This window comes from Pseudonocardia xishanensis, from assembly GCF_039541715.1.
Classification (GTDB): Bacteria; Actinomycetota; Actinomycetes; order Mycobacteriales; family Pseudonocardiaceae; genus Pseudonocardia; species Pseudonocardia xishanensis.
The window spans coordinates 1-4,202 of sequence record NZ_BAABGT010000084.1; the positions used below are offsets into that span (position 1 = coordinate 1).

A 4,202-nucleotide genomic window follows, 5' to 3' on the forward strand; every position below is an offset into this window, starting at 1 on the left:
ATCGTCGGACCCTACGTCTCCTCACCGACGTGTCCGCTGAGCGGGGTCAACATCACCTGCCCTGAGGCGGACACCGTCCGCCGGGAAGGATGTCGTTCGTGCCCGCTCCTCACCCGCCGGAGTTCCGGCAGCGCGCCATCGACCTCGCCCGCTCGAAGGTCAAGCCGATCGGCGAGATCGCCAAGGACCTGTCGATCTCCGAGTCGTGCCTGCGGAACTGGCTTTCCCAGGCCGACGCAGACGACGGCAACTCGAGCTCCACCCGCCTGTCCAGCGATGAGAAACGCGAACTCACCGAGCTCCGCAAGAAGACCCGCCGGCTCGAGGTTGAAAACGAGATCCTCAAGCGTGCGGCGGCGTACTTCGCCCGGGAGAACGTCCTCCCAAAGTAGTCCTCCCGCTGGTCCGTGAACTCGCCGACGACGGATATGACGTCGCGGTGACCTGCCGGGTCCTCGGCGTACGCCGACAGGGCTACTACGAATGGCGCTCCGGAGTGAAATCTCTGCGAGCGCAGGAGAACGAGCTCCTTGTGAAACACATCGAGAAGATTCATCACAATTCCCGACAGACCTACGGATGGCCACGGATCCACGCCGAGCTCACCCTCGGGCTCGGCATGGTGGTCAACCACAAGCGGGTCGCCCGACTCATGCGCGAGGCCGGGATCCAGGGCCTCTACCGACGCCGCAGCCGCGGATGCACCGTCCGTGACCCGCACGCCGACCCCTACGACGACCTGGTCGACCGCGACTTTGTCGTCGACGGCCCGAACGACATCTGGTGCACCGACATCACCGAGCACCCCACCCGAGAAGGGAAGATCTACTGCGCCGCGGTCATCGACGTGTTCTCCCGGAAAGTCGTCGACTGGTCCATCGACGACAACATGCGCACCGAACTCGTCGTCGACGCCCTCGGCATGGCCATCCTCCGGCGACAACCGGAACGACAGTCCACGATCCTACATTCCGACCACGGATCTCAATTCACATCATGGGCGTTCGGGCGGCGACTCGTCGACGCCGGCCTCGTCCCCTCGATGGGCTCGGTCGGCGATTGCTACGACAATTCCCTGGTCGAGTCGTTCTGGGGCACCATGCAACTCGAACTCCTCGACTCTCGAACGTGGGAAACCAGAGCAGAGCTTGCCACCGCGATATTCGAATGGATAGAGTGCTGGTACAACCCACTACGACGTCATTCCAGCATCGGAATGCTGTCGCCAGCAGACTTCGAAGCAGCACACACCCCGCCTGACCGAGATCACTGACCCCACACCGTCAGTGTCCGGCGCTGGGGGCCAAGCTCAGTTCGTCGCACGCCCGCCGTCGCGTGCGGGTCCAGGTTGTCTCAACACCGGCGGCGGTCCAGTCGACGTTCTCCCGTCCCGGCCGCAGCACTCCCACCTTCCATCTCATGCGGCCACCGTGAACGGGAACGGCCCGGCCGCGCCAGCGGCCGGGCCGTTCCCGTTCACAACCTCCTCAAGAACGGTCGATCGCATCCACAGTTGACAACAACGCCGCGGCCTTACGCCATGCGGCGAGCATCGTGGTGTAGGCGGCGGCATCGCGCAGCTCCAACGTGATCGGCCCGACGCGCAGACGCAGGATCGCGGGCAGGTCCGACCCCGGCTTCCCGGGCAGCAGCCCGCCGGTGATCGTGGCCTCCCCGCCCAGGCGCACCATCGCCGACACCGACCACGGACCCGCCGTCAGCACGGCCCGGCGCGAGGTCAGGTGCGGGACCAGCGAGGTCGCCACCGGCGCCGCGGCCGCCCAGGACTGCGCGATTCGCGCCGCGGTGTAGTGGCTGCCCAGGTATACCAGCACCGGTCCGGCCGAGAGCCCCAGCTGGGCCTCCGGGGTCCCGGCGTGCTGCAGATCCAGCCGGGTCGGCACCCGCCCGGCCAGCCGCACCGAGAACCCGATCACCTGCCCCGTACCGTCCGCACGCTCGCCGATCCCGCCCGTCACGCCCGGCTCGGTCGAGGTGGCGCTGTCCGTCGACGTGGTGTCGGTGGTGGTGTTCCGGGTGCGCTGCTTGCTGGTCATGGTGGCCTCCCGCTGTCTGCGGGGTCCGGGTCTGTCGGCCCGTCCCTTTAGGGTGGCGGGGTGCTGTCCCCCGCCGCGGTAAGGCGCACCGGCACGGCCTCCGAGGCTCGCGGTCACTGCAGGAAGCTGGGACCTGCCGGATCCGAGGGGATCTGGTGCGCATCCCGGACCGTCGGGCCATCGCCCAGGCTCGCGTGGCCTCGCAGGTCCGCCTTGACAATGCGAGGCCCGACGGGACGGGGCGTGCTGACCGGCGATGGGGTTGTGCGCCACGAGCGCTCCAGTGACCGACCGGCAGCCGCGCCCACTCGGGAACGCTCCCCCACACGCCGAACGGAGTGATCGACACCGATGCACGACCATGGACAGACACAGTCCGGCGACAGCAGCCCCGGGCAGGCACCGAGCTCGGACGGGCGGCCGGTCCGATGGGCCGGAGTGGACTGGTCGTGGTCCGAACACGCCGTGTGCGTCATCGACGACACCGGCGCCGCCCTGGAGCGGTTCACCGTCCGCCACACCGCCGCCGGCCTGCGCAAGCTCGTCACCACGCTGCACCGCCACGGCGTCACCGGTGTCGCGATCGAACGCGGCGACGGCCCGGTCGTAGCCGCGCTGCTCCAAGCAGCCCTGACGGTGTTCCTGATCGTCCCGCAGCAGGTCACCGCCCTGCGCAGCCGCTACAGCGTGGCCCGCAACAAGGACGACCGGTTCGACGCCTACCTGCTCGCCGACGTCCTGCGCACCGACCGCCGCCGGCTGACTCCGCTCACCACCGACACCGACGCCACCGTCGGGCTCCGGATGCTCGTGCGCGCCCGCGCCGACCTGGTCAAGGCCAGGGTGGTCGCCCACAACCAGCTCCGCGCGCACCTGCAGCTCGCCCACCCCGGCACGGTGGGCCTGTTCCACCAGCTCGACGGGAAGATCTCCCTAGCGTTCCTGACCCGCTTCCCCACCCCGCGCCACGCCCGCTGGCTCACCGAGAAGCGCCTGGGCGCGTGGCTCAAGGCCGAGCGCTACACCCGTCCGAGCACCCGCACCCCCGCGCAGCTGTTCGACCACCTCACCGGCGCCCCGGCCGGACACCTCGACGGCCCCGCCGCCGACGCCGGCGAGGTGATCACGCTGCAGCTCGTCGCGTTGCTGACCAGCCTGCACGAGCGGATCAAGACCATCGAGACCCACATCGAGCAGGCCCTCGCCGCCCACGCGGACGCGGCGGTGTTCACCAGCCTGCCCCGGTCGGGGAAGGTCCGTGCGGCGTCGATGCTCGCCGAGATCGGCGACGCCCGAGGCCGCTATCCCACCGACGACGCCCTGGCCGCCGCGGCCGGGATCTCCCCGTCGACCAGGGCGTCGGGGCGCGCGCACTACGTCGCGTTCCGCCGCGGCTGCAACTACAAGCTGCGTCAGGCCATAGTGGACTTCGCCGACGCCAGCCGCGCCGCGCATCCCTGGGCCCAGGACGTCTATGCCCGCGCCCGGGGACGCGGGCACAACCACGCCCACGCCGTCCGGATCCTGGGCCGGGCCTGGCTACGGGTCATCTGGCGCTGCTGGACCGACAACGTCGCCTACGACCCCGTTCAGCACGCCGCCGCGGTCGCGGCGAGACAGTCCCGAGACCAGCACCCCACCGAGACCGGCACGTCGGACGACGCAGTGGCGCCGGCGGCAGCGGTGGCCTGACCGCCCGGCCGCCCGTCACAGAATCCGCACCGTCTCACAGAGCCAGGAGTCCACACCGGACAGGAAGAACGACGCGGCCATCGCCCGTCGCCGCCCCGCCAGACGCAGCGACGCGGCGACCTCGACCGCGCCCTCATGCGGCTGGCTCGGATGCACCGACAGCAACCGCGCTCCCGCACACGACCCGCGCCGACCAGCCGGGACCGCGGCCAGATAGCGCAGCACCCGCGGCTCCACCAGCCCCCTGATCTGCCGGGCCGGGCGCCGCCCGTCGAGGACCTCGACCACCAGCGTGAGCGTCCACGCCGCGACCAACACCGCCGACCGATCCAGGCGCACGTCTTGCACTACGGGACCCATTGCCGGCGCGGCGGGCTCGTCGAGGTGCTCCCAGTGCCCGCAGCTCGGGCACGGCTCCAACAGCTCCGCGTTGTCCCACACCACCGTCTGCAG

General features: G+C 70.2%; 5 protein-coding genes. 3 read left to right on the forward strand and 2 right to left on the reverse strand.

Annotated elements, in window-relative coordinates; genetic code table 11:
- Positions 1–89: 89 nt before the first annotated feature.
- Together ABD993_RS26745 and ABD993_RS26750 are read left to right on the forward strand one after the other, a co-directional pair.
- Positions 90–392, forward strand: a complete 303-nt coding sequence (locus tag ABD993_RS26745) for a transposase (RefSeq protein ID WP_345424255.1) — start codon at positions 90–92, stop codon at positions 390–392.
- 8 nt (positions 393–400) lie between these two features.
- On the forward strand, positions 401–1,273 hold the full coding sequence (locus tag ABD993_RS26750) for an IS3 family transposase (RefSeq protein WP_345424266.1): 873 nt from the start codon (positions 401–403) through the stop codon (positions 1,271–1,273).
- 214 nt (positions 1,274–1,487) lie between these two features.
- Here ABD993_RS26750 and ABD993_RS26755 read toward each other — a convergent pair whose 3' ends face one another.
- Entirely contained in the window at positions 1,488–2,057 is a 570-nt protein-coding gene (locus ABD993_RS26755) for a hypothetical protein (RefSeq protein ID WP_345424258.1), read from the reverse strand.
- Positions 2,058–2,495: 438 nt separating this feature from the next.
- Here ABD993_RS26755 and ABD993_RS26760 point away from each other — a divergent pair, with 438 nt between their 5' ends.
- Positions 2,496–3,749, forward strand: coding sequence for an IS110 family RNA-guided transposase (locus tag ABD993_RS26760; RefSeq protein ID WP_345424260.1), 1,254 nt, complete (start codon positions 2,496–2,498; stop codon positions 3,747–3,749).
- A gap of 15 nt (positions 3,750–3,764) precedes the next feature.
- Here ABD993_RS26760 and ABD993_RS26765 read toward each other — a convergent pair.
- The coding region (locus ABD993_RS26765) for an Rv3235 family protein (RefSeq protein ID WP_345424263.1) at positions 3,765–4,202 on the reverse strand (438 nt) is incomplete at its 5' end.

What these genes read in the sequence shown, in the direction of transcription:
- ABD993_RS26745 (WP_345424255.1), top strand. Translation starts at nt 90, where the DNA reads ATGTCGTTCGTGCCCGCTCCTCACCCGCCGGAGTTCCGGCAGCGCGCC.
- ABD993_RS26755 (WP_345424258.1), bottom strand. Translation starts at nt 2,057, where the DNA reads ATGACCAGCAAGCAGCGCACCCGGAACACCACCACCGACACCACGTCG.